Origin of the sequence: Bradyrhizobium viridifuturi (assembly GCF_001238275.1) — a bacterium.
GTDB lineage: Bacteria > Pseudomonadota > Alphaproteobacteria > Rhizobiales > Xanthobacteraceae > Bradyrhizobium > Bradyrhizobium viridifuturi.
The window spans coordinates 63871-87911 of sequence record NZ_LGTB01000015.1 but is presented as its reverse complement, the minus strand read 5'-3'; the positions used below and the strand labels follow the sequence as shown (position 1 = coordinate 87911).

Sequence of the window (24041 nt, the reverse complement as noted above, 5' to 3'; positions counted from 1 at the left end):
CACAAACTCGGTGTCGTCCCCGCGAACGCGGGGACCCATAACCACAGCCGTTTGCGGTTCGCAGGCTGTGGCCACAGCGCGTCGCAAAACCAGCATCGGTGGTTATGGGTCCCTGCTCCCGTGCGCAATTGCGCACCAGGCAGGGACGACAGCTGTGATGTGGTTCGCCAGAGTCGCTGATAACTACAGCCGCCGCAGCGCGACCGACTGCACCACATGATCCGCGCCCTTCTTCAGGATCAGGGTCGCGCGCGGGCGGGTGGGCAGGATGTTGTCCTCGAGATTGGCGAGGTTGGTGCGTTCCCAGATCGCGATCGCGGTTGCGGTCGCCTCATCGTCCGACAGCAGCGCATAGCGGTGGAAGTAGGAACGGGGATCGGTGAATGCGGTGTCGCGCAGCGCCAGGAAGCGCTTGATGTACCACTCCCGCAGCACGGCCTCGTCGGCGTCGATATAAACCGAGAAGTCGAAGAAGTCGGACACGAACGGCACCGCCTTGCCGTCGCGCGGCAGCCGGCCGGTCTGCAGCACGTTGACGCCCTCGACGATCAGGATGTCGGGCTGGTCGATTTCGACCCATTTGTTCGGCACGATGTCGTAGGTCAGATGCGAATAGACCGGCGCCCGCACCCGGCGCCGTCCCGCCTTGATGTCGCTGAGGAACGACAGCAGCGTCGGCAGGTCGTAGCTCTCGGGAAAGCCCTTCTTCTGCATGATGCCCTGCCGCTCGAGCACGGCATTGGGAAACAGGAAACCATCGGTCGTAATCAAATCGACCTTCGGCCGCGGCGACCAGCGCGCCAGCAGCGCCTGCAGCACGCGGGCGGTGGTCGACTTGCCGACCGCGACCGAGCCGGCGACGCCGACGATATAAGGCATCTTGCGGTCGCGGATGTTGAGGAACTGGCGCTGCGAATAGTACAGACGCTGGGTCGCATCGACATAGATCGAGAGCAATCGCGACAGCGGCAGGTAGATGTCCTCGACCTCCTGCAGATCGAGGCGGTCGTGCATCGAGCGCAGGCGGTCGAATTCGCCGGGCTCCAGCGTCATCGGCGTATCGTCGCGCAGATGCGACCATTGCTGGCGCGTGAAGATGCGGTAGGGGTTGTACTGCTGATCTGGTGCCCGGATGTCCATGAGGCCGCCCCTCTCAATGCGCTCGATCATTTGCGCTAGTCGCGCTTGCGCGACGCCTTCTCTTGCAGTCCCGACATCGTGGTGCGCTTCTCCAGCGCGGCCTCGACATCCTCCAGCTTCACGCCGCGTGATTTCAACAGAACCAGCAGGTGAAACACGAGATCGGCACTTTCCGCGATGAGATGATCGCGGTCATTCTCGACTGCGGCGATCACGGTCTCGACCGCTTCCTCGCCCAATTTCTTGGCGCAGTGCTCGGCGCCCTTGTCGAGCAGCTTGCGGGTATAGGACGCCTCGCCACCCGTTGCAGCGCGGGCGTCGATGGTGGCGGCCAGATCGTGAACCGTGAAACGCGACATCAACTCAACTCAAGCATGCGCACCGGCACCGCCAGGGTGCCATCCCTAACTGGGGACTTAGCATTTTTGTGACAAGGAGTCCCAGATCACTCTGTTTCCGGACCACGCGCTAGGGATCGAGCCGCATCGGCAGGCCGGCGCGCACCATGTGATCCTTGGCCTGGCGGATGGTGAATTCCCCGAAGTGGAAGATCGACGCGGCCAGCACACCGGTGGCGTGACCCTCGCGGACGCCATCGACCAGGTGATCGAGATTGCCGACGCCGCCGGACGCGACGACCGGTACGGGGACACTGTCCGCGATCGCCCGGGTCAGCGGCAGGTCAAAGCCCTGCCGCGTGCCGTCCCGGTCCATCGAGGTCAGCAGGATCTCGCCGGCGCCGAGCGCGACGACTTCCTGGGCATATTCGATGGCATCGATCCCGGTGGCATTACGCCCACCATGGGTGAAGATCTCCCAGCGGTCCGAGCCGCCGGCGCGCTTGACCCGCTTGGCATCGATCGCGACCACGATGCATTGCTCGCCGTACTTCTCGGCGGCTTCCTTGACGAACTCACGCCGGCTGACCGCCGCCGAGTTGATCGAGACCTTGTCGGCGCCGGAGCGCAGCAGGGTCTTGATGTCGTCGACGGTGCGGACACCGCCGCCGACCGTCAGCGGCATGAAGCAGGCCTCCGCCGTTCGCCGCACCACATCCAGCATGATGCCGCGGTTTTCATGGGTGGCGGTGATGTCGAGGAAGGTGAGCTCGTCGGCACCGGCGGCGTCATAGGCGATCGCGGCCTCGACCGGATCACCGGCATCGCGCAGATCGACGAAGTTGACGCCCTTGACCACACGCCCGTCCTTGACGTCGAGGCAGGGGATCACGCGAACCTTGAACATGGTCTCCTCCTAGGCCGCGCTGCGGATCAGCTTGAGGGCAGCCGCCGGATCGAGCCGTCCGTCGTACAGAGCCCGGCCGACGATGGCACCGGCAAGTTTCCTAGCACGAGGCTCAAGCAGCGCCTTGACGTCGTCGATCGAGGCGAAGCCGCCGGAGGCGATCACCGGAATCGAGATCCGGTCGGCGAGCGCGATGGTCGCATCGAGGTTGAGGCCCTTGAGCAGGCCGTCACGCGCGATGTCGGTGAAGATGATCGCGGCGACGCCGGCATCCTCGAATCGCTGCGCGATTTCGAGCGCGGTCACATGCGAGGTCTCGGCCCAGCCCTCGACCGCGACCTTGCCGTCGCGCGCATCGAGGCCCACCGCGACGCGGCCGGGGAATTTTCTCGCCGCGCCCTTCACGAGCTCGGGATCGCGCACCGCGGCGGTGCCGATGATCACGCGCGTGATGCCCTTGTCGAGCCAGGCCTCGATGGTCTTGAGGTCGCGAATGCCGCCGCCGAGCTGCACCGGCATCTTGACGGCCTTCAGCATCGCCTCCACCGCATGGGCGTTCATCGGCTTGCCGGCGAACGCGCCGTCGAGATCGACGACGTGGAGATATTCGAAGCCCTGCGCGGCGAAGCTCTTGGCCTGCGCCGCCGGATCGAGATTGAACACGGTGGCGCGCGCCATGTCGCCCTGCTCCAGGCGCACGCACTGGCCGTTCTTCAGATCAACCGCTGGAAAGAGGATCACGGCTTCCACTTCAAGAAATTGGAGATCAAAGCGAGGCCGAAGCGCTGGCTCTTCTCGGGGTGAAACTGGGTACCGATCGCGGTGTCCTTGGCCACGATCGCGGTGACCGGCCCGCCATAGTCGGCGCGCGCCAGCACGTCCGCCTCGTTGGCGGCGTTGAGGTGGTAGGAGTGCACGAAATAGGCGTGACGCCCCTTCGGTCCGAGCGGCAGCCGCTCCAGCACCGGGTGCTCGCGCACCATGTCGAGCGTATTCCAGCCCATGTGCGGGACCTTCAGGTTCTCGTCGCGCGGCTCGATCTTGACGACATCGCCGCCGATCCAGTTGAAGCCCTCGGTAATCACGTGCTCCTTGCCGCGCGTCGCCATCAGCTGCATGCCGACGCAGATGCCGAAGAACGGCCGCGCCTTGACCCGCACCGCCTCGGTCAGCGCTTCCAGCATGCCGTCGACCGCATCGACGCCGCGGCGGCAATCGGCAAATGCACCGACGCCGGGCAGCACAATGCGGTCCGCGCGATACACCGCATCGGGATCGCGCGTCACCTTGATGGCTTGCGGATCCTCCATGCTGCGCGCGGCGCGCTCGAAGGCCTTTGCCGCCGAATGCAGATTGCCGGAGCCGTAATCGATGATTGCAACGGTCATCGCGATCCTCCTGGCTCTGGAAACAATCCGATGATGCCGCCCTGCGGCATCGGCGGGGGTTTTGAGAATGACTGGCCCGGCACGTCCCGGGTCGGCGGCGGGCCGCCGCGATCGACCGAGCGCTGGTCGTTGAGGACGCCGCGATGCCGCGCGGTCCAGCGCTCGAAGAAGCGGCGCTCGGCGGCATCCACATTGTCGGCGACCACGACGTCGAGCTGGCGCCATTTGCGCCGCGACAGCGTCCAGCGTTGCAAGGTTGCGGCCTCCAGCCCGATCAGCACCATCAACACCAGGTCGACGAGCAGGATCGCGCCGCGGCCGATACCGAGCTTGGCCAGCGCAAAATCGATCGCGAAGGTGAGGACGAGCCAGCCGATCAGCGCCAGCCAGAGCCTGTTCCAGGCGAGCCAGAGCGCACCCGCGACCGCGGCCCAGACATGGAAGCCGTCGCGCACGAAGACGAACTTGTCGGTCGCCGCGAGATCGGCGCCGTTGGCCACGGGGGCATGCACTGTGTAGACCGGCATCGAACGCTCCGCCGAGGATGGACTCTTACTTACCGCATGATCTCCGGGAAACCGGTGCCACCGTGCCCCGGATCATGCTCCCGGGGATCAACCGCCGAGCTGACCCTTTGTCGAGGGCACCTCGCCCTGGGCCCGCGGATCGATCGCAACCGCGGTCCGGAGCGCCCTCGCCAAACCCTTGAAACAGGATTCGGAGATATGATGGCTGTTCTCGCCATATAGGGTCTCGACGTGGAGAGTCACGCCGGCGTTCATCGCGAAGGCGTTGAACCATTCGCGCACCAGCTCGGTGTCGAACTCGCCGATCTTGTCGCGCGGGAACTCGACCTTGAAGACGAGCACCGGACGGCCGGAAATATCGATCACGACGCGCGACAGCGTCTCGTCCATCGGCATGTGGATCGAGGCGTAGCGGGTGATGCCGGCCATGTTGCCGAGCGCCTGCTTGACGGCCTGGCCGAGCGCGATCCCGACGTCTTCGGTGGTGTGGTGGTAATCGACATGGAGATCGCCATCCGCCTTCACCGTGATGTCGATGCGCGAATGCCGGGCGAGGAGATCGAGCATATGGTCGAAGAAGCCGATCCCGGTCGAAACCGTGGATACGCCTGCCCCGTCGAGGTTGACCGTCACCTCGATGTCGGTCTCCTTGGTCTTGCGCTTGATGGTTGCGGTGCGCATGAAGATTAAGCTTTCCCGTGCCGAAAACGCCGGTCTTTTAACAGGCTGATGTCACCTTCGCTACTGCGGGATGACCTCGAAATGACCCAACTTCAGGCCATGGTGACCGGAAATCCTTGCTAAATCGGCCCCGATTGTAACCCCCTGCCCGACCGCCTAAATCTGCCCGGAAGAGAGGTAACCTATGCAAGCATCCCAAAATGAGCTGCCGGTCTGGCATGGCACCACGATCTGCACCGTCCGCAAGGGCGGCAAGGTGGTGATCGGCGGCGACGGGCAGGTCTCGATTGGCCAGACCGTGATCAAGGCCAACGCCAAGAAGGTCCGCCGGATCGGCAAGGGCGACGTGATCGGTGGCTTTGCCGGCGCCACGGCCGACGCCTTCACCCTGTTCGAGCGGCTGGAAAGCAAGCTGGAGCAGTATCCGGGGCAGCTGACCCGGGCGACCGTCGAGCTCGCCAAGGACTGGCGGACCGACCGCTATCTGCGCCGGCTGGAGGCCATGATGATCGTGGCCGACAAGGACGTCTCCCTGGTGCTGACCGGCACCGGCGACGTGCTCGAGCCCGAATCCGGGGTGATGGCGATCGGTTCCGGCGGCAATTACGCCCTCGCCGCAGCCCGCGCACTGGTCGATACCGACAAGGACGCCGAGACCATCGTCCGCCGCGCGCTGGATATCGCCGCCGATATCTGCGTCTACACCAACCGCAACGTGACGATCGAGACGATCGGCGGCTGAGCATGGCCGGCCGCTACCATTTCCGCCCGATGACGCCAGCCGACCTGCCGCAGATCAAGCAGTGGCTGTCGCTGCCGCATGTCCGGGAATGGTGGGGCGATCCGGCGGAGCAGTACGCGCTGGTCAGCGGCGACCTCGACGAGCCGGCGATGGACCAGTTCATCGCCGCGACCGACGAGGGCGATATCGGCTATATCCAGTGCTACGCACTGACGGCGTGGAATGCCGGTTTCGGCGCACATCCGGCCGGCACCCGCGGCATCGATCTCTTCATCGGCGAGCCCAGCATGATGACAGGCGGTCACGGTTCGGCGCTGATCCGCGCCTTCGTCGAGGAGCTCGTCGCGCAAGGCGTGCCGCGCATCGTCATTGATCCCAATCCGGACAATCCCCGCGCGATCCGTGCCTATGAGAAGGCCGGCTTTCAGAAGGTCCGCATGATCGATACGCCTGATGGCCCGGCGCTGCTGATGGTCCGCGACGCATGACGGTCGCGCCAAAACCCGACGCCGGCGTTTCAGCGTGGCAATGGCTTGCGATCGCCGCTGCACTGCTCGCATTGCAGGCGGCACTGCTCTATGCGATGGGCCGCTTGCCGATCTGCGCCTGCGGCTATGTCAAGCTCTGGCACGGCACGGTTCAGAGCTCGGAGAACTCGCAGCACATCGCCGACTGGTACACGCTGTCGCACGTTGTGCACGGCCTGCTGTTCTATGGTCTGACGTTCCTATTGCTGCCGCGGCTCGCCTGGCCGGGGCGACTGATCGTCGCGATGCTGATCGAGGGCAGCTGGGAGCTCGTCGAGAACTCCAACTGGATCATCGAGCGCTACCGCGCCGGCACGATCTCGCTCGACTATTACGGCGACACCATCGTCAATTCGGTGTCGGACACGCTCGCAATGGTTCTCGGCTTCCTGTTGGCGCGCAGGCTGCCGATCGCCGCAACCGTCGCGCTCGGCGTCGTGTTCGAAATCGTGATGCTGCTCCACATTCGCGACAATCTGACCCTGAACATCATCATGCTGATCCACCCGTTCGAGGCGATCAGGCAGTGGCAGGCCGGGCCACCCATCCTTTAGGCGGCCGCTTGCCGAGAGCGCGATTTCAACCTAGCTAGAGCCCATGACCGACTTCTCCCCCCGCGAAATCGTTTCTGAACTTGACCGTTTCATCGTCGGCCAGGCCGACGCCAAGCGCGCCGTCTCGATCGCCTTGCGCAACCGCTGGCGGCGGCTGCAGCTGGCTGGTTCCCTGCGCGAGGAGGTTCTGCCCAAGAACATCCTGATGATCGGGCCGACCGGCGTCGGCAAGACCGAGATCGCGCGGCGGCTGGCCAAGCTCGCAGGAGCGCCGTTCCTCAAGGTCGAGGCCACCAAGTTCACCGAGGTCGGCTATGTCGGCCGCGACGTCGAACAGATCGTCCGCGACCTCGTCGAGGTCGCGATCGCGCAGACCCGTGAGCGCAAGCGCAAGGACGTCCAGGCCCGTGCCCAGCTCGCCGCCGAGGAGCGCGTGCTGGATGCGCTGGTCGGCCCCGGATCGAGCCCGGCGACGCGTGAATCGTTCCGCAAGAAGCTGCGCGCCGGCGAGCTCAACGACAAGGAAATCGAGATCGAGACCCAGTCGTCGGGCAGCGGCATGCCGATGTTCGAGATCCCCGGCATGCCCGGCGCCCAGATGGGCGCGATCTCGCTCGGCGACATCTTCGGCAAGATGGGCGGACGCAGCAAGACCCGCCGCCTGACCGTGGAGGGCTCGCACGAAATCCTCGTCAACGAGGAATCCGACAAGCTGCTCGACACCGACCAGCTGGTGCAGGAGGCGATCAACGCGGTCGAGAACAACGGCATCGTGTTCCTCGACGAGATCGACAAGATCTGCGTGCGCGAGAACCGCGCCGGCGGCGATGTCTCGCGCGAGGGCGTGCAGCGCGACCTGCTGCCGCTGATCGAGGGCACCACGGTCTCGACCAAGCACGGCGCAGTCAAGACCGACCACATCCTGTTCATCGCGTCGGGCGCCTTCCATATCGCCAAGCCGTCGGACCTGCTGCCGGAGTTGCAGGGCCGCCTGCCGATCCGCGTCGAATTGCAGGCACTGACCCGCGACGACATGCGCCGGATCCTGACCGAGCCGGAGGCGTCGCTGATCAAGCAATACGTCGCGCTGATGAAGACCGAGGGCGTCACCCTCGACATCACCGACGGTGCGATCGACGCGCTCGCCGATGTCGCGGTCGCCGTGAACTCCACGGTCGAGAATATCGGCGCGCGCCGGCTGCAGACCGTGATGGAGCGGGTGCTCGACGACATCTCCTTCACCGCGCCCGATCGTCACGGCGAGACCATCCAGGTCGACGCCGACTACGTCACCAAGCATGTCGGCGATCTCGCGAAGAACGCCGATCTCAGCCGGTTTATTTTGTAGGCGCCCGCCCCGCAGTCGTCCCGGCGAAAGCCGGGACCCATAACCCCCACAGCCCGCGGTGACGAAGACTCGGGCCCACATTCCTTCTAGAACTACGTTCGGTGGTTATGGTCCCGGGTCGCGCTTCGCTTGCCCGAGACGACGACAGTGGGCAATCAATGATTCTGCGAACGTGGCAAAACCCCTGGCGCCTGATGCTGGCCGTCAACGCGGCCGTGCTGGCCGGGGTGTTCCTGCACAAGATCGCGCTGCCGCCCTTCGTCCCCTACATCCATCTGCTGGTCGACTATCACTACGGCTTCACCAAGCGCGCGCTGGTCGGTGCGATCGTATCGCTGTTCACCGACAAGGTGCCGGTGTGGCTGGTGTTCGCGCTGGCCGGCGCGATCTGGCTGCTGACGCTCGGGCTGTTCGTCAGACTTTTTCAGCGGACGTTCGGCTTCGACGATGCGCATTGGCCGCTGTTCGTCTTCATCGCGGGATCGCCGTTCTTCCTGAAGAATTTCATGCACACGCTCGGCCATTTCGACATCTATGGCTGTGCGTTGACGATCGTGCTGCTGCTGATCCCGGCGCGCTCGGTCATGTACGTGCTGATTGCAGCAACGTTCTCGATCGCGCTGATCCTGGTTCATCACATCTTCGTCCTGATGTATGTGCCGGCGATCGCCGCGATCGTGGTGCTGCGCTTCTATCTGATGCAGGGCGCGACACCGCGAAACATCGCTGTCGGGCTTGCGGCGCTCGCCGCGGTCGGCATCCTGTTCCTGGTCGCGCAGTTCGAAGGCACCGTCGACGTGCCCTATGACGAATTCATCCGTCACCTGCAAGGCCGGATGGCCGATCCCTCCCGCACCGATCTGCTTCAGTTCGGCTACATCTGGTACCAGCCGCTGTCGAAGGAGTTCGCCGACACCTGGGCGCGGATGCCCTCGAACATCCTGGGCGTGCCGGTGTTCGCGCTGCTGATCTGGCTGCACACGCCGCTGTGGCAGTATTTCGCGCGATTGATCGAAGCGCTCGCCAGCGAACTGCATCGCCGCATCGTGCTCGCCGCGCTCGTCCTGATCAGCGCCGGCTATGGCGTGATGTTCGTGACCGTGTTCGACTATTCGCGCTGGATCTCGAACTGGGCGGTCTGCATGTTCCTGATGCTGCACGCGGTAAAAATGCTGCCGGCGTCGAAGGATGTGCCTGTGATCCCCGCGGACGACCGCAAAACAACGGTCCTCGGCTGGATCGTCACGCTGATCCCACGCGTCGGGATCGTCAGACCCTTTTAGGTTCAGCGCGCCCGCCGGACCCGAACATAGAGCGCGCCCTCGCCGCCATGGCCGATATGCGCCTCCTCGAAACCGACCACCAGCGAGCGGAATTCCGGCAGGCTGAGCCATTCCGGCACCTGGCGGCGCAGCACGCCGCGCTCCGACTCCAGTCCGCCGACCTTTCCCTTGCCGGTGATCACGAGCACGAAAGTCAGCCCGTCAGAGTGCGCGCGCTGCAGGAAGGCGAACAGCACGCGGTGCGCGCGCATCTGGGTCATGCCGTGCAGATCGAGTCGCGCGTCAATCTCCTGCCGGCCGCGCGACAGCTTTGCGCGATCGCGGCGGCCGATCGGCGCCAGCGGCGGCTGCGGGCGCGGTGTCGACGCGGCCTTGACCGACGTCACCGGCTTGACCGGGATCGGCTTCGCTGCAGCATGATGGGTGGCCGGATCAGCGGCGACAGCATGGGCCTTCGGTGCGACCGATCTCTTGCGCAGCGGCTTGACCTGCTTGGCGACGCTTTCCCACAGCGCACGCTCCTCCTCGCTCAGCGCGCGTTTGCGCCGCGACGGAGCGGACAGATCGGGGATCGGCGCGGGTCGTTTCATTGCTCGCGGTGATGGCGATAGCGCCTGTAGCGCCGCTTCTCCGGTTGCTGCGGAATGTCGGGCCGGGCGACCGGCAACGGCACCGGTTCTGCCACAGGTGCGGCCTGCGCGACAGGGGTTGTTGCCGGAGAAGCGGCGGGCGCGGCATCCTTCGCGGCCGGGCTTTTGGCCACGTCCTTGCTGCCGGCCTTGGCGACCGTCGCCGTCGACACATCAGCAGGCTTCGCCGCCGGCTTGTCCTTCTGCGGATCGGTCTGCGGAAACAGTTTTGCGATCTTGGCTGACGGGCGCTCGTCAGGGATCGGCAGCTTGTGGCCGCGCGCGACGGGATCGAGCCCCTTCGGGACCAGCATCACGAACTGCATATTGTGCCGCAGCCGGCCCGAGACCTTTCCGGCGTCGGCGCCGGCGCCGAAATAGAGATCGGCGCGCGCCGGGCCGACGATCGCCGACCCGGTGTCCTGCGCGATCATCAGCCGGTGGAACGGGGTCTTCGACTGCTCCGATTCGATCGGCAGCTCGCCCGCGATGAAGAACGGCGTGCCGTAGACATGCAACGCCTTGTCGACCGCGATCGAGCGGCCGGGCGTCAGCGGCACGCCCTGCGCACCGACCGCTTCGTCCTTGTCGGACAGCGGCACCTCGCGGAAGAACACGTAGGCGCGGTTCTGCCGCCGCACCTCGTTGGCGCCGTCGGGATTCTGCTCCATCCACTCCCGGATCTTCTGCATCGACATCTGCTCCCTCGGGATGATGCCGCGGTCGATCAGGACGCGCCCGACCGGCGTGTAGGGATAGCCATTATGTGCATCGTAGTTGATGCGCAGCGTGGTGCCGTCCTCGAACTTGATCCGCGCCGAGCCCTGGATCTGCGCGAACAACAGATCGGTCTGGTTCTTGAGCCAGCAGATCTCGAGCCCGCGGCCGGCGATCGCGCCGTCCTCGATCTGGGCGCGGTCGTAATACGGCACGAGCTTGCGCCGGCCGATCTTGCGGTACACCGGACCGCTGTTGGGCAGGCCGACCGACGCTTGCGTCTTGCCGCGCACGAACAGGTTGGACGGGCGGCGATAGACCGGAACGTTGTAGACGTCGGTCTGCGTCTTCGAGCCGTCGAGCACCGGCTCGTAATAGCCGGTGACGAAGCCGGCGTCCTCGCCGAGCCGCGAGATGCTCAGCGGCACGAAATTCTGCTCGAAGAATTCCTTTGCCTTGACGCCGTCACTTAGCTCGAGCCCCTTGGCGATCCGGCAGGGATCGCGCAGCGAGCTGCCGAGCGCTTTCGACTCCGCCGGCGCGCCCTGTTGGGCCGCGATCGGCTTGCAGCTGGTGCGGAACGCCTTGTAGGCGGCGAGATGATCGTCATCGCCCCAACCGGCGACGTTGGCCCAGGTCAGCGGCTCATACTGGCTGCCATTGACCTGCAGCGGCAATTCCAGATTGGGATAGGGGATTGGGTGGGTATGCTCGTGCCGGGGCGGCGGGTGCCGGCTCGACCTGTAGCGTGCGGCAATCGCCGCGGTGGAGCACACAACGGCGAGCGCGCAGCACGCGATCGCGAGGCGCCCGTAGCTGAGATGTCTAGTGAGCGCTTCCAGTGCCAACCAGCTTCCAATTCGGATCGCGGGAAGTCGAGTCGCGGGCGAATGTCCAGATGTCGGTGATGTCGGCGACCTTGTCCGGGCTGCCGTCGACGATGGTTCCCGCCTTGTCGCGGGTGACCGAGATCATCTGCGACACGAAACGGACAGTCAGCTGGGTCGAGCGGTCGCGCGTCTCCGCGCTGACGATCTCGGCCTTGTCGATCGAGACGAACCGCGTCTCGGTCTTCTGCTCGGCCTTCTCGCGATCCTTGATCGCGGCCTCGAAGCTTTCATAGACCTCGGTCGACAGCAGGTCGCGCAGCGCGCGGCGATCGCCATTGGCGAAAGCGAGCACGATCATTTCATAGGCCGAGCGGGCGCCCGAGAGGAAATGCCGCGGATCGAACGAGGAATCCTGGGCGGCGACCGTGTCGAGACCCTGCGCCAGCGGCGTGCCGGGCTCGGCGATGCCCTTCCAGCGTTCGGTCGGCTCGACCGGTTCGGCGGGCGCGGCCGGAGCCGGCTGATCAATCACCGATCCCGGGATCGGCACGACGTTGTTATCCTGGCCGCGCTGCAGGACGTTGGGTGCTGCACGATCATACGGCGGCCGCTCGCTTCCCGTGCGCTGTCCGAGCACGCTGCGCAGGCGCAGGAAGATAAACACGGCCAGCGCCAGGAAGATGATGGTGTAGATATCCACGTCGAGTTCGCTTTCTGGTCTCTGCCGGCAACGGGCCGGGCATCAAAGCGTTCCCGGTCGGGAACGGCAGAGATTACATCACCGATTAAGTCCGCAGCATGTAGGCACGAAACTATGCCCGGCCAATGGCGCTTTTTGGCACGGGCAAGTGTAGCGCGTTTTGACCCCGGGGGGAAACCCGTTCCTGCCCGGAAATCGCGCATCTTCAATAATTTAGGAAGCCGTTAAGAGATTGGGCGGAGGTTCGGTATGCGCATCCTTCGCCGGCGATTTGGCGGCAAGGCCCGCTGGCGCGCACTTCGTCGTCCTTGTGGAGCGAGCCGGGCCTATGATAGCCACTCGCCCGGCATCGGCATTTCCAAACCCTAACGCGTGCCGTCGGACATCCTGTCCATCGAGCGCTGCTCCAGGAGACATTTCATGACCAATGGCAACGGCGCCCCCGTCGAACAGGCCGCTCCCCAGCTCAACGTGCTGGCGCAGTACACCAAGGACCTGTCGTTCGAGAACCCGAACGCGCCAGCCTCGCTCGGCCAGCAGCAACAGCAGCCGGCGATCAACATCCAAATCAACGTCGGCGCCAACAACCTCTCCGAGAACGAGTACGAGGTGATCCTCTCGATCGAGGGCAAGGCCGAGACCGGCGGCAAAGTGATGTTCAGTTTCGACCTCGCCTATGCCGGCGTCTTCCGGATCGTGAATGTGCCGAAGGAGAACCTCCACCCGCTGGTGATGATCGAGTGCCCGCGGCTGCTGTTCCCGTTCGCCCGCGAGATCGTCGCGACTTCGGTGCGCGACGGCGGCTTCCCGCCCTTGCTGCTCGATCCCGTCGACTTCGTCGGTCTCTACCGCCAGAACATGGAACGGCAGGCTGCCGCCCAGGCTGCTTCCGGCGCCAAGCCGAGCTGATCGGCTAGTCTACCCCCGGCATTGCGAGCGCAGCGAAGCAATCCATCCCCGAAGGGAGAGATGGATTGGTTCGTCGCTGCGCTCCTCGCAATGACGAAGAGTTACAGCCCCCAATATAATCAAGGATTTCAAGCCGCCGGGGCTGCAGCAGGCGCTGGCGGCGGCAGGTAATCGTTCCAGATCGGCTTGTCGCCCAGGGTGGCGACAAAGGCCCGGTGGGCTTCCCGGTCCACCTCGCTGACCCGCGCCACCAGCGGGATCTCGCGCTGCCGCCGCGGCGCATCACTGTGGCCGCCCATGCGCGCGTCAGATGCTTCCGACGCCAGGATGAGCTGCGACTGCCGCGCCCCGATCAGGTCGATATAGACCTCGGCCAGCAGCTCGGCGTCGAGCAAGGCGCCGTGCTTGGTGCGGCGGGAATTGTCGATCTGATAGCGCGAGCAGAGATCGTCGAGCCGGTTCGACACGCCGGGATGCTTGCGCCGCGCCAGCAGCAGCGTATCGACCAGGCGGTCCTTCGGGATCGCCTTCCGCTTGATGCGGTCGAGCTCGGCATTGATGAAGCTGATGTCGAACGACGCATTGTGGATCACCAGCGGCGTATCGCCGATGAAGGCCAGGAACTCGTCGACCACTTCGGTGAACAGCGGCTTGGAAGCCAGGAACTCGGTCGACAGCCCGTGCACGTTGAACGCTTCCACCGGCATGTCGCGTTCGGGATTGATGTAGACGTGGTAGGTCTGCCCCGTCGGCATGCGATTGAATATCTCGACGCAGCCGATCTCGACCAAACGGTCGCCGCGCAGCGGATCGAGGCCAGTGGTTTCGGTATCGAGAACGATTTCGCGCATGACGTGAGGTAATCCGGAACGCGGGCGAATCAGGCCCGCCGCTGCGGCATCTTAGCAACCTCGGCCAGGATGTCGCGGATGCGCGCCCGCACCGGATCAAGCCCGTGCGAGGTATCCACGATGAAATCGGCGCGCTTGCGCTTCTCGGCGTCCGGCATCTGCTTGGCGATGATGGCATCCAGCTTGGCGGCATCCATGGTGCCGCGCGCCAGCACGCGCTCGCGCTGCAGTTCCGGCGAGGTGGTGACGACGACGACGGCATCGACGCGTTTCTCGCCGCCGGTCTCGAACAGCAGCGGGATGTCGAGGACGACGATGGGTGCGCCCGCGGCCTCTGCGTCGGCGAAGAATTTCTGACGCGATGCGCCGAGCATCGGATGCACGATCTGCTCGAGCTGCTTGATCGCCACGGGGTCTTGCACCACGCGTGCCGAAAGTTTTGCACGGTCGACCTTGCCGCCGGCGGTGGTGCCGGGAAAGGCAGCCTCGATCGCCGGCGCGGCTTCGCCTTCATAGAGCTGATGCACCGCCGCATCGGCGTCGTAGACCGGCACGCCCGCCTCCATGAACAGTTTGGCCGTGGTGGATTTCCCCATCCCGATCGAGCCGGTCAGTCCCAAAATCAACATCGGTTCAGCATCTCTCCGTCGCCGCGCCTCGGCATCTTCACACCGCGAGCAGTTTTTCGCGGCGCAGGAAGGCGAGCAGCGACAATAGCGGCAGGCCGAGGATGGTGAAATGGTCGCCTTCGATCCGCTCGAACAGATGCACGCCGAGACCTTCGAGCTGATAGGCGCCGACGCTGGTCGTCACCGCCTCCCCGGCCTGGTCGAGATAGGCCGCGATCTCGCCGGCACCGAGCGGCCGCATCGTCATCCGGGCGACGCTGACATCGTCGAACAGGACTTTGCCATCGCGCGCCACCGAAACCGCCGAGTGCAGCGCGTGGGTCTGTCCGGCGAGCACACCGAGCTGCTCGGCTGCCTGCACGCGGCCGGCAGGCTTGCTGAACATCCGCTCGCCCAGTGCCAGCGTCTGATCGGCGCCGACGACATATTGACCGGGTTTCTGCCGCGAGACGAATAGCGCCTTCTCGCGCGCCAGCAGCGATGCGATCTCGCCCGGCGCGGAAAGGCCGGAATTCTTCTGCACCGCGCGTTCGTCGATATCGGCCGGCAACGCTTCGAAATCGAGACCGGCGTTTTCAAGCAGCATCCTTCGCGCACGGCTTTGCGACGCAAGGATCAGCTTTTGGGAGCCGCGCCAGATGCTCATGATTTGGCGATCATTCCGACGGCCGCGCGCGCTGGCGGTCGTTATAGAGCTTCATGATCGCAGCCGCCGTCTCCTCGATCGAACGCCGCGTCACGTCAAGCAATGCCCAGTTGAATTTCGCGCTGAGGCGTCGGGCGAATGCGACTTCGTCCGCCACCGCCTGCTTGTCGATGTAGGTGTCGTTGTCACGGTCGCCCATGGTGAGCAGGCGGTTCTGCCGGACCTGGATCAAGCGTTCCGGCGTCGCATGCAGGCTGACCACCAACGGCTTCTTCAGAGTCTCGAGCTGGTGCGGCAGCGGAATGCCCGGCACCAGCGGTACGTTTGCAGTTCTGATGCCGCGGTTGGCGAGATAGATCGAGGTCGGGGTCTTCGAGGTGCGGGACACACCGACCAGGACGACGTCGGCCTCCTCGAGGCCTTCGACATGCTGACCGTCGTCATGGATCATCGTGTAATTCAGCGCGTCGATCCGGCTGAAATATTCCGCGTTCAGCACGTGCTGCGCGCCGACACGGCCGGTCGTCGCGGCACCCAGATACGCCTCGAACAATTGCATCACCGGCCCGATGATCGACAGGCTCGGAACGTTGATTTCCTTGCACTTGCCTTCGAGCCGGCCGACCAGATCCTTTTCCAGCAGCGTGAACAGCACGATGCCGGGCGATTCCTCGATCTCGTCGAGCACGCGATCGAGCTGCTTCTGGCTGCGCACCAGCGGATAGACGTGCTCGACCGCGGTCACGTTGGCGTATTGCGCGGCGACCGCGCGGGCCACGGTGATCAGCGTCTCGCCGGTCGAGTCCGACACCAGATGCAGGTGGAAATAATTGGAAGTCGTCGGCACCAGAGCCCCTGTCTATCCTGTGAATCCCTGTGGAGGTCGAGGAGAAGAATCCGGGTCCGCCGCCCCGCCCGTGAATATCTCATCCCTTTCTTCACAGCACCCCGCAAAAGGATAAGTCGGCGTCATGGCGGCGATGATAGTGAACCGGTGTGGATTTGTCTCTTCATAAGCTGGCCATGGAGCTGCGCAACCATTTGAGCAGAGCGGCAGATTCCGGATATCGGCTGCCGCCGGGCGGGATGTTGAGGGATGTGAACAAGCCCGCAAGAACGGCTGGATCGCATTGCATGAGTCAAATTCACTGCCATTAAGACTCAAACCTTAGATTCTAAAATTAATTAGGTTTAGGAGAGCCGTGTGTGCGGATATGTATCCGTCCCTCGCTTGCGGAGCTTTGCACGCAAGGTCGAGACCGCCTGAGTTGTTTCCTGCCGAGCTGTTCCCCGAAAGGCATCGCCGCGATGTTGTATGACTGGATCAAGGCCCTGCACGTCGTTGCGGTCATTTCCTGGATGGCGGGCATGCTCTATCTGCCGCGGCTTTTCGTCTATCATTGCGAGGCCGAGCCCGGCTCGAAGCAGTCCGAGACCTTCAAGGTCATGGAACGCCGGCTTTTGAAGGCGATCATCAATCCCGCGATGATCGTGACCTGGCTCGCCGGGCTTTACCTGGCCTGGGCCGGACACTGGTACCTTTCCGGCTGGTTTCACGTCAAATTTACGCTGGTGCTCGTCATGTCGGGTATCCACGGCTTTTTGTCCCGCTGCGTGAAGGATTTCGCCGCCGACCGGAATCAGCGAACCCAGAAATTCTACCGCATTATCAACGAGGTGACGACGCTGCTGATGATCCTGATCGTCATCATGGTGGTCGTGAAGCCGTTCTAGACATTGCGATGCCCAGGACGCATGCTTCAGTCCTTCTTGCGAAGGACGGATCGATTTTCTATATAGGTTTTATCCCACCCCACGCAGGCGGATGTGGTCGCGTTCCGGTTCTTTTCGGGCCGGCGCCGCATCAGGTTTGAAAGCCCAAACGGCACTTTCCTGGCTGAGACCTGCGGACCTTCCTTTGGCGTCCGCTTTTTCCAGAGCCACCTCGCACCCCTTCCCTACTTACTTCCTCACAGGACGACCCCGATGCGGGAAATCAAACTCCAGGACCTCAAATCGAAAACGCCGGCCGAGCTCGTCTCGTTTGCGGAAGAGAATGGGGTCGAGAATGCCAGCACCATGCGCAAGCAGGAGCTGATGTTCGCAATTCTCAAGCAGCTCGCGATCGCCGAGACCGACATTATCGGTGAAGGCGTTGTCGAGGTGCTGTCCGACGGCTTCGGCTTCCTTCGTTCGCCCGACGCGAACTATTTGCCCGGCCCCGACGACATCTATGTTTCGCCGTCGCAGATCCGCCGTTTCGGCCTGCGCACCGGCGATACGATCGAAGGCCATATTCGCAGCCCGAAGGAAGGCGAACGCTATTTCGCGCTGCTGAAGGTCAACACGCTCAATTTCGAAGACCCGGAAAAGTCGAAGCACAAGGTCAATTTCGACAACCTCACGCCGCTGTTTCCCAATCAGCGTTTCCGCATGGAGCTTGAGGATTCCACCAAGAAGGACCTTTCTGCCCGCGTCATCGACATCGTCGCGCCGATCGGCAAGGGCCAGCGCGCGCTGATCGTGGCGCCGCCGCGCACCGGCAAGACGGTGCTGATGCAGAACATCGCGCACTCGATCACCGCCAATCATCCGGACTGCTATCTGATCGTGCTGCTGATCGACGAGCGTCCGGAAGAAGTCACCGACATGCAGCGTTCGGTGAAGGGCGAGGTGGTGTCGTCGACCTTCGACGAGCCCGCCGTGCGCCACGTCCAGGTCGCGGAGATGGTGATCGAGAAGGCCAAGCGCCTCGTCGAGCACGGCCGCGACGTCGTGATCCTGCTGGATTCGATTACCCGCCTCGGCCGCGCCTACAACACCGTTGTGCCGTCATCCGGCAAGGTGCTGACCGGCGGTGTCGACGCCAATGCGTTGCAGCGCCCGAAGCGCTTCTTCGGCGCCGCGCGCAACATCGAGGAGGGCGGTTCGCTGACCATCATCGCGACCGCGCTGGTCGACACCGGCAGCCGAATGGACGAGGTCATTTTCGAAGAGTTCAAGGGCACCGGTAACTCCGAACTGATCCTCGACCGCAAGGTTTCGGACAAGCGGACCTTCCCGGCGATCGACATCGCGCGTTCCGGCACCCGCAAGGAGGAGCTGATCACCGATCCGCAGGTGCTGAAGAAGATGTACGTCCTGCGCCGCATCCTCAATCCTATGGGCACGATGGACGCGATCGACTTCCTGCTCGACAAGCTCCGGAACACGAAGAGCAATTCGGAATTCTTCGATTCCATGAACACTTGAGGCCGAAGAGAATAGTGCGGCCGAAGAGAATAGGGCGCTCCGCAAAACGGGGCGCCTTTTTCATGCTGCGGGTTTGCTGCGGCGGAGTGCAGCATAAACCGAACTTCGACGGTACGCCGAATATTCATATAACATACTGATATTGTTTATTTTTATAATATAGGCTTCTGGGCAGACTGGCTGAACCGCAGCAAAATTGCTGCATGGCTGCCGCAATGAATCTCGATCATATTGCATCGCAGCATTCTGCAACATCGCATGCGAAATGAGAGCGGCATTGCCTTTGCCGACTAGCTTGGGAAGAAATAAGCGATGCATCCGCGCGACCAGACGATCTTCGCTTTATCCTCCGGACGGCCGCCAAGTGCGATCGCCATCGTCAGGCTGTCTGGCCCAATGGCCGCGTCGGTCATTGAAGGACTGGTGGGAAAGACGCCTGTGCCGCGAATAGCAACCCGCGCGCTGCTCCACGATTCGAACCATCAGCCGATCGACGACGCGGTGGTGTTGTGGTTCCCCGGCCCGGCGAGTGCGACCGGCGAGGATGTCGCCGAATTCCATGTCCATGGCGGACGCGCGGTGCTGTCGGCGATGTTCGATGCCATCGGATCATTGGGCAATGTGCGACCGGCCGAACCAGGCGAGTTCACCCGGCGGGCGTTCGAGAACGGCAAGCTCGACCTGACCGAGGCCGAAGGCCTCGACGACCTGATCCACGCCGACACCGATCGCCAGCGGCGCCAGGCGCTGCGGCAGTTGAAAGGGCTGCTCGGCGATCGCGCCCGCGACTGGCGCGAGCGGATCATCGCGGCGTCGGCGCTGATCGAGGCCGGCATTGATTTCTCTGAGGAAGGCGATGTCCCGGCGGAGCTGGTCGCGCCGGCGCTTGAGCGGATCCGCGCGCTGCACGACGAGATCAAGGAAGTGCTTGCGGGGCAGGGCCAAAGTGAACGGTTGCGCGACGGCCTGGTGGTTGCGATCGCGGGCCCACCGAATGTCGGCAAATCGACCCTGATCAACCAGCTGGCGAAGCGCGAGGTCGCGATCGTTTCGCCGCATGCCGGCACGACCCGCGACGTGATCGAGGTGCAGCTCGATCTCGATGGCTATCCGGTCACGGTCATCGACACCGCCGGGATCCGCGAGACCGACGATCCGGTGGAGCAGGAGGGGGTTCGCCGCGCCCGGGCCCGTGCCGCGGAAGCTGACCTTGTGCTTTGGCTGGCTGACAGCGGGGTCGCGAAGGCTGGGCACGGCGGTACGGCTCCGACCTGGCTGGTGCGAAACAAGATCGACCTGGTCAGGGCTCAGTCGGGCGAGGGCGGTAGCACCCCCGAGTTTAGGATCTCGGCAGCCCGCGGCGACGGCCTGTCTGAGCTCATCGCCGCACTGGTCGGTTTCGCCCACGACTATTTCGGAACCAGCGAAGGCGGTTTGATCAGCCGGACCCGACAGCGCGGGTTGCTCCAGGAGACTGTCGACGCTCTCCAGCGCAGCATAGATGTGGTCGGGCAGGGTGAGGAGCTCGCGGCGGAGGAACTTCGCGGGGCGGCGACTGCACTCGGCCGTCTGCTCGGCCGGGTCGACGTCGAGGACATCCTGGACGTCATCTTCCGCGAGTTCTGCGTCGGGAAGTAGCCGGGGTCGGAACTGTTTCACGTGAAACATGGTTTCGGACTGGTTAATGAGCCGACTTTCGTTTCACGTGAAACATTTGGCTTGGCGTGACCGCTGCTGTTTCACGTGAAACAGTGGCGGGGTGAGCAGGATCGATCCATATTTCAGGTCTCCGGCCGGCGATCTCAACTTCGTTCTTCCGGCTTTCATCACTCCACGATAGAAGTCCCGCCATGACTTCCAGGGCAGACTCATTCGACGTTATCGTCATCGGCGGCGGCCATGCCGGCTGCGAGGCCGCGAGCGCGGCTGCGCGGATGGGCGCGAAGACGGCCCTGGTGACGCATCGTTTCGCGACCATCGGCGCGATGTCCTGCAATCCCGCCATCGGCGGACTCGGCAAGGGTCATCTGGTCCGCGAAGTCGACGCACTCGATGGTCTGATGGGCCGGGTCGCCGATGCCGGCGGCATCCAGTTCCGCATGCTCAATCGCCGCAAGGGTCCGGCGGTCCGCGGTCCGCGGGCCCAGGCCGACCGCAAGCTCTATGCGGCCGCGATGCAGGCCGCGATCACAGAGACCGCGAACCTCAGCGTCATCGAAGGCGAGGCGGATGAGTTGGTCGTCGTTGATGGGCGCGTCGCCGGCATTCGCCTGGGCGATGGCCGTCAATTGTCCGCCGGTGCGGTCGTCATCACGACCGGAACCTTCCTGCGCGGCCTGATCCATCTCGGCGAGAAGAACTGGCCGGCCGGCCGTGTCGGCGAAGCGCCTGCCATGGGCCTATCCACTTCGTTCGAGCGGGCGGGTTTTGTGCTCGGCCGGCTCAAGACCGGGACGCCGCCGCGTCTCGACGGTACCACGATCGACTGGTCGGCGGTCGAAATGCAGCCCGGAGACGATCCGCCGGAGCCGTTTTCGGTCATGACGGACCGGATCACGACCCCACAAATCCAGTGCGGCATCACGCGGACCACGCCGGCGACGCATGACGTGATCCGGGCCAATGTGCACCGCTCGCCGATGTATTCCGGCCAGATCAAGAGTTCCGGACCGCGCTATTGCCCCTCGATCGAGGACAAGATCGTCCGCTTTGGCGATCGCGACGGCCATCAGATCTTCCTGGAGCCGGAAGGGCTCGACGACGACACAGTCTATCCCAACGGCATCTCGACCTCGCTGCCGGAAGAGGTTCAGCTCGCGATCCTGGCCAGCATTCCCGGCCTCGAGTGGGTGAAGATGGTCCGGCCGGGTTACGCAATCGAATACGATCATGTCGATCCGCGGGAGCTCGATCCGACCCTTCAGACCAAGCGCCTGCGTGGGCTTTTCCTGGCCGGCCAGATCAACGGCACCACGGGATACGAGGAGGCGGCGGGGCAGGGCATCGTTGCCGGCCTCAACGCCGCACTGGCCGCCAGTGGGACCGATCCGATCGTGTTCGACCGTGCTGACGGCTATCTCGGGGTGATGATCGACGACCTCGTGACCCGGGGGATCACCGAGCCGTATCGCATGTTCACCTCGCGCGCCGAGTACCGGCTGACGCTGCGGGCCGATAATGCCGACCAGCGGCTGACCGACAAGGGCATCGCCCTCGGATGTGTCGGTGCCGCCCGCGCCGAACGCCACCGAACCAAGATGTCGGCGCTGGACGCGGCGAAATCCCTGGCGAAGTCGCTTGCGATCACGCCGAATGAAGCCGCCAAGCATGGTCTCGCCCTCAATCGCGACGGCAATCGCCGCTCCGCCTTTGAGTTGCTGGCCTATCCGGAGATCGAATGGCCGGCAGTCCAGGCCATCTGGCCGGAGCTGTCGGCCATTGACCCTGCGATCGCGGTGCACCTCGAGATCGATGCCAAATACGATGTCTATCTGAAGCGCCAGACCGCCGACGTCGACGCCTTCCGGCGCGACGAAGGCTGGTCCTGACCGATGTCGATTATGCCGATGTGCCCGGTCTCTCGAACGAAGCGCGCGCCAAGCTGCAGAAGGCGCAGCCGCGGACGGTCGGGCAGGCGGGCCGGATCGACGGCATGACACCGGCGGCCCTGGGTATCCTGGCGGCCTACCTGCGACGCGAGGCGCGACGGAAATCGGCCAAGGCCAGCGCCTGACGTTTCACGTGAAACAATGCGGCCTTACGCCGTCATTGCGAGGAGCGAAGCGACGAAGCAATCCATGTCGCCGCAAGCTGTGAGGTGGATTGCTTCGCTCCGCTCGCAATGACGGACACCAACCTGGCATTCAAGAGAATGGCTTCAGCCTCCCGTTCTGCAGACCTTGAAATCTCCGCAGCCGACAAAGCAGCGGCGCTCGCCCTCACTCCTGTTTCACGTGAAACGGAAGCCCGGCTCGATCGCTACGTCGCTCTCCTGCTGGAGTGGCAGGCCAAGACCAATCTCGTCGCGCCGTCCACGCTGCCGAATCTCTGGACCCGCCATGTCTCCGATTCGCTGCAGCTGCTGAGTCTCGCGCCGACGGCGAAGTCCTGGGTCGATCTCGGCAGCGGCGGTGGCTTTCCTGGCGTCGTGCTCGCCTGTGCATTGGCCGAGACGCCGGGCACCCAGATCCATCTGGTGGAGCGAATCGCCAAGAAGGCCGCATTCTTGCGGGAGGCGATTCGGGTGACAGCGTCGCCGGGGACGGTGCATCTGGCTGATATCGGGGATACTGTGGATAGAATCGCGGGGCCGATCGATTGCGTCACCGCGCGGGCGCTGGCTCCGTTACATCAACTGATCGGCTTTGCGGATCCGTGGGTCAAAAAGGGCGCCAGGGCGCTGTTTTTGAAGGGTCAAGATGTAGAGGCCGAATTGACCGAGGCCACTAAATATTGGATTATTGAGCCAAAGCTACACGCCAGCCGGACCGGCGGACAGGGCTGGATCGTCGAACTCGGGTCAATCGAGCGGCGCTAGGGGACTCCGCAAGAGCAAATGGTATTTTGGTATGACTGTGATGGACGAGGTTTATCAAGGGGATAAGGCGCTCCAAGCGCCGGGCCATCCGCGCATCCTGTCGCTCGCCAACCAGAAGGGCGGGGTCGGCAAGACCACCACAGCGATCAACCTTGGTACCGCACTCGCTGCGATTGGCGAGCGTGTGCTGATCGTCGATCTCGATCCGCAGGGCAACGCCTCGACCGGGCTCGGCATCGATCGCCGCAACCGCAGCTGCTCGACCTACGACGTGCTGATCGGCGAAGCGCCGCTGCGCGATGCGGTGGTCGCGACCGCGGTACCGCGGCTGCACATCGCGGCCTCCACCATGGACCTCTCCGGCCTCGAGCTCGAGCTCGGCACCACGCCGGGCCGCGCCTTCCGGCTGCGTGATGCGATCGCAGGATTGAACAACAACGTCTCGCCGGACTCCGATTACACCTATGTGCTGATCGACTGCCCGCCCTCGCTCAATCTGCTCACCGTCAACGCGATGGCCGCGTCGGACGCGATCCTGGTGCCGCTGCAATGCGAGTTCTTCGCGCTCGAAGGCCTGTCGCAATTGCTGCAGACCGTGGAGCAGGTGCGCTCGACGCTCAATCCGACGTTGTCGATCCACGGCATCGTGCTGACCATGTTCGACTCGCGCAACAACCTCTCCAACCAGGTGGTTGCCGATGTGCGCCAGTTCATGGGCGACAAGGTGTACGACACCATGATCCCGCGCAACGTGCGCATCTCGGAAGCGCCGTCCTACGGCAAGCCGGTGCTGGTCTACGATCTCAAATGCGCCGGCAGCGATGCGTATCTCAAGCTCGCCACCGAGGTGATCCAGCGCGAGCGCGAGCTGCGCGCGCACTGACGATGCACGGGATGGGCGCGGTG

26 protein-coding genes and 1 pseudogene are annotated in these 24041 nt (G+C 64.0%); 12 read left to right on the top strand and 15 right to left on the bottom strand.

The genetic code is table 11. The annotated features are described in order from the left end of the window. Window positions 1–183: 183 nt before the first annotated feature. The 7 genes from coaA to hisB form a co-directional block, all read right to left on the bottom strand. Window positions 184–1140 (bottom strand): type I pantothenate kinase, encoded by a 957-nt coding sequence (coaA, locus tag ALC15_RS15680; RefSeq protein WP_050628009.1) that lies wholly within the window; start codon window positions 1138–1140, stop codon window positions 184–186. A 35-nt stretch (window positions 1141–1175) separates the two neighbouring features. Next, entirely contained in the window at window positions 1176–1499 is a 324-nt protein-coding gene (locus tag ALC15_RS15675; RefSeq protein WP_050628077.1) for a phosphoribosyl-ATP diphosphatase, read from the bottom strand. A 109-nt stretch (window positions 1500–1608) separates the two neighbouring features. Next, window positions 1609–2385, bottom strand: a complete 777-nt coding sequence (gene hisF, locus ALC15_RS15670) for an imidazole glycerol phosphate synthase subunit HisF (protein WP_050628008.1) — start codon at window positions 2383–2385, stop codon at window positions 1609–1611. 9 nt (window positions 2386–2394) lie between these two features. After that, entirely contained in the window at window positions 2395–3126 is a 732-nt protein-coding gene (gene hisA / locus ALC15_RS15665; protein ID WP_050628076.1) for a 1-(5-phosphoribosyl)-5-[(5-phosphoribosylamino)methylideneamino]imidazole-4-carboxamide isomerase, read from the bottom strand. Further along, complete coding sequence (gene hisH, locus ALC15_RS15660; RefSeq protein ID WP_050628007.1) at window positions 3123–3773, bottom strand: imidazole glycerol phosphate synthase subunit HisH; 651 nt, start codon at window positions 3771–3773, stop codon at window positions 3123–3125. The genes hisA and hisH overlap by 4 nt, the downstream gene beginning before the upstream one ends. Continuing rightward, the gene (locus ALC15_RS15655; RefSeq protein WP_050628006.1) at window positions 3770–4300 is read right to left on the bottom strand and encodes a DUF2628 domain-containing protein; all 531 of its coding nucleotides are present in this window, start codon (window positions 4298–4300) and stop codon (window positions 3770–3772) included. The genes hisH and ALC15_RS15655 overlap by 4 nt, the downstream gene beginning before the upstream one ends. An 87-nt stretch (window positions 4301–4387) precedes the next feature. Continuing rightward, a complete protein-coding gene (gene hisB, locus ALC15_RS15650; protein WP_021078165.1) occupies window positions 4388–4981 on the bottom strand; it encodes an imidazoleglycerol-phosphate dehydratase HisB in 594 nt (197 codons plus the stop codon). A 184-nt stretch (window positions 4982–5165) separates the two neighbouring features. On the opposite strand from hisB, the gene hslV reads away from it, so the two are divergent. The 5 genes from hslV (at window position 5166) to ALC15_RS15625 (ending at window position 9435) form a co-directional block, all read left to right on the top strand. After that, complete coding sequence (hslV, locus tag ALC15_RS15645) at window positions 5166–5723, top strand: ATP-dependent protease subunit HslV (protein ID WP_050628005.1); 558 nt, start codon at window positions 5166–5168, stop codon at window positions 5721–5723. A 2-nt stretch (window positions 5724–5725) separates the two neighbouring features. After that, window positions 5726–6211 (top strand): GNAT family N-acetyltransferase, encoded by a 486-nt coding sequence (locus ALC15_RS15640; protein WP_050628004.1) that lies wholly within the window; start codon window positions 5726–5728, stop codon window positions 6209–6211. Then, window positions 6208–6804 carry a DUF2585 domain-containing protein gene (locus ALC15_RS15635; RefSeq protein WP_050628003.1) on the top strand — a complete coding sequence of 199 codons (597 nt, stop codon included), beginning with the start codon at window positions 6208–6210 and terminating at the stop codon, window positions 6802–6804. The genes ALC15_RS15640 and ALC15_RS15635 overlap by 4 nt, the downstream gene beginning before the upstream one ends. Window positions 6805–6847: 43 nt before the next feature. Next, on the top strand, window positions 6848–8152 hold the full coding sequence (gene hslU / locus ALC15_RS15630) for an ATP-dependent protease ATPase subunit HslU (RefSeq protein ID WP_050628002.1): 1305 nt from the start codon (window positions 6848–6850) through the stop codon (window positions 8150–8152). A 158-nt stretch (window positions 8153–8310) separates the two neighbouring features. Next, window positions 8311–9435 carry a hypothetical protein gene (locus ALC15_RS15625; protein ID WP_050628001.1) on the top strand — a complete coding sequence of 375 codons (1125 nt, stop codon included), beginning with the start codon at window positions 8311–8313 and terminating at the stop codon, window positions 9433–9435. 2 nt (window positions 9436–9437) lie between these two features. Here the strand turns inward: ALC15_RS15625 and ALC15_RS15620 are convergent, their stop codons facing one another. From ALC15_RS15620 to ALC15_RS15610, 3 genes are read right to left on the bottom strand one after another with little or no spacing between them, the layout of a single operon-like run. Beyond that, the gene (locus ALC15_RS15620) at window positions 9438–10025 is read right to left on the bottom strand and encodes a Smr/MutS family protein (protein ID WP_050628000.1); all 588 of its coding nucleotides are present in this window, start codon (window positions 10023–10025) and stop codon (window positions 9438–9440) included. Next, window positions 10022–11623, bottom strand: a complete 1602-nt coding sequence (gene mltA / locus ALC15_RS15615; protein ID WP_050628075.1) for a murein transglycosylase A — start codon at window positions 11621–11623, stop codon at window positions 10022–10024. The genes ALC15_RS15620 and mltA overlap by 4 nt, the downstream gene beginning before the upstream one ends. After that, window positions 11607–12311, bottom strand: a complete 705-nt coding sequence (locus ALC15_RS15610) for a Tim44/TimA family putative adaptor protein (protein WP_050627999.1) — start codon at window positions 12309–12311, stop codon at window positions 11607–11609. Before ALC15_RS15610 ends, mltA begins: the two co-directional genes overlap by 17 nt. Window positions 12312–12731: 420 nt before the next feature. Between ALC15_RS15610 and secB the strand changes: the two genes are divergently transcribed. After that, window positions 12732–13220 (top strand): protein-export chaperone SecB, encoded by a 489-nt coding sequence (gene secB, locus ALC15_RS15605; RefSeq protein ID WP_021078157.1) that lies wholly within the window; start codon window positions 12732–12734, stop codon window positions 13218–13220. A 128-nt stretch (window positions 13221–13348) separates the two neighbouring features. Here secB and dnaQ read toward each other — a convergent pair whose 3' ends face one another. Genes dnaQ through ALC15_RS15585 form a run of 4 tightly spaced genes read right to left on the bottom strand, consistent with a single transcriptional unit; the run spans window position 13349 to window position 16193 of the window. Continuing rightward, complete coding sequence (gene dnaQ / locus ALC15_RS15600; RefSeq protein WP_050627998.1) at window positions 13349–14071, bottom strand: DNA polymerase III subunit epsilon; 723 nt, start codon at window positions 14069–14071, stop codon at window positions 13349–13351. Between the two features lie 29 nt (window positions 14072–14100). Next, on the bottom strand, window positions 14101–14700 hold the full coding sequence (gene coaE / locus ALC15_RS15595) for a dephospho-CoA kinase (RefSeq protein WP_050627997.1): 600 nt from the start codon (window positions 14698–14700) through the stop codon (window positions 14101–14103). A 37-nt stretch (window positions 14701–14737) separates the two neighbouring features. After that, window positions 14738–15346 carry a Maf family protein gene (locus ALC15_RS15590; protein WP_050627996.1) on the bottom strand — a complete coding sequence of 203 codons (609 nt, stop codon included), beginning with the start codon at window positions 15344–15346 and terminating at the stop codon, window positions 14738–14740. Between the two features lie 10 nt (window positions 15347–15356). Further along, window positions 15357–16193 (bottom strand): pyruvate, water dikinase regulatory protein, encoded by an 837-nt coding sequence (locus tag ALC15_RS15585; RefSeq protein WP_050627995.1) that lies wholly within the window; start codon window positions 16191–16193, stop codon window positions 15357–15359. Between the two features lie 464 nt (window positions 16194–16657). Here ALC15_RS15585 and hemJ point away from each other — a divergent pair, with 464 nt between their 5' ends. Continuing rightward, window positions 16658–17080 (top strand): protoporphyrinogen oxidase HemJ, encoded by a 423-nt coding sequence (gene hemJ / locus ALC15_RS15580; protein WP_050628074.1) that lies wholly within the window; start codon window positions 16658–16660, stop codon window positions 17078–17080. A 252-nt stretch (window positions 17081–17332) separates the two neighbouring features. Continuing rightward, a complete protein-coding gene (rho, locus tag ALC15_RS15575) occupies window positions 17333–18598 on the top strand; it encodes a transcription termination factor Rho (RefSeq protein ID WP_021078151.1) in 1266 nt (421 codons plus the stop codon). A 290-nt stretch (window positions 18599–18888) separates the two neighbouring features. Here rho and ALC15_RS47195 read toward each other — a convergent pair whose 3' ends face one another. Further along, entirely contained in the window at window positions 18889–19011 is a 123-nt protein-coding gene (locus ALC15_RS47195) for a hypothetical protein (protein ID WP_283806272.1), read from the bottom strand. On the opposite strand from ALC15_RS47195, the gene mnmE reads away from it, so the two are divergent. The 4 genes and pseudogenes from mnmE (at window position 18968) to ALC15_RS15555 (ending at window position 24018) form a co-directional block, all read left to right on the top strand. Next, window positions 18968–20236 carry a tRNA uridine-5-carboxymethylaminomethyl(34) synthesis GTPase MnmE gene (gene mnmE / locus ALC15_RS15570; RefSeq protein ID WP_244486109.1) on the top strand — a complete coding sequence of 423 codons (1269 nt, stop codon included), beginning with the start codon at window positions 18968–18970 and terminating at the stop codon, window positions 20234–20236. The two genes, ALC15_RS47195 and mnmE, sit on opposite strands and share 44 nt — an antisense overlap. Window positions 20237–20448: 212 nt before the next feature. Beyond that, window positions 20449–22331 (top strand): annotated as a pseudogene (mnmG, locus tag ALC15_RS15565) (tRNA uridine-5-carboxymethylaminomethyl(34) synthesis enzyme MnmG). Window positions 22332–22469: 138 nt separating this feature from the next. Continuing rightward, on the top strand, window positions 22470–23135 hold the full coding sequence (rsmG, locus tag ALC15_RS15560) for a 16S rRNA (guanine(527)-N(7))-methyltransferase RsmG (RefSeq protein ID WP_094193914.1): 666 nt from the start codon (window positions 22470–22472) through the stop codon (window positions 23133–23135). Between the two features lie 31 nt (window positions 23136–23166). Further along, window positions 23167–24018, top strand: coding sequence for a ParA family protein (locus ALC15_RS15555; protein ID WP_050627992.1), 852 nt, complete (start codon window positions 23167–23169; stop codon window positions 24016–24018). Window positions 24019–24041: the final 23 nt, after the last annotated feature.